Genomic DNA, 246 nt, shown 5'->3' with positions numbered 1-246 from the left:
CCTCAGACTGCGTGATACCCAAGTTCGCCAACTTTAGCGGATCGAGCTGGACCTGATACTGTTTGACCATGCCACCTACGGTGGCAACTTCCGCAACGTTCGGCAGCGTCTTGAGCTCGAATTTGAGAAACCAGTCCTGTAGGGCTCGCAGTTGCGCCAGATCGTGCCCACCGCTGCGATCAACCAACGCGTACTGGAAAATCCAGCCAACGCCAGTGGCATCAGGTCCTAAGGCTGGCTTAGCAC

1 protein-coding gene is annotated in these 246 nt (G+C 56.5%); it reads right to left on the bottom strand.

Annotation, left to right across the window (positions count from 1 at the left end):
• The coding region (locus tag AAEZ09_RS28915) for an efflux RND transporter permease subunit (RefSeq protein WP_350601754.1) at positions 1-246 on the bottom strand (246 nt) is incomplete at both ends.

Origin of the sequence: Pseudomonas sp. 65/3-MNA-CIBAN-0223 (assembly GCF_040310425.1) — a bacterium.
Lineage (GTDB): Bacteria > Pseudomonadota > Gammaproteobacteria > Pseudomonadales > Pseudomonadaceae > Aquipseudomonas > Aquipseudomonas gregormendelii.
This window is presented reverse-complemented; position numbering and strand designations above follow the sequence as displayed.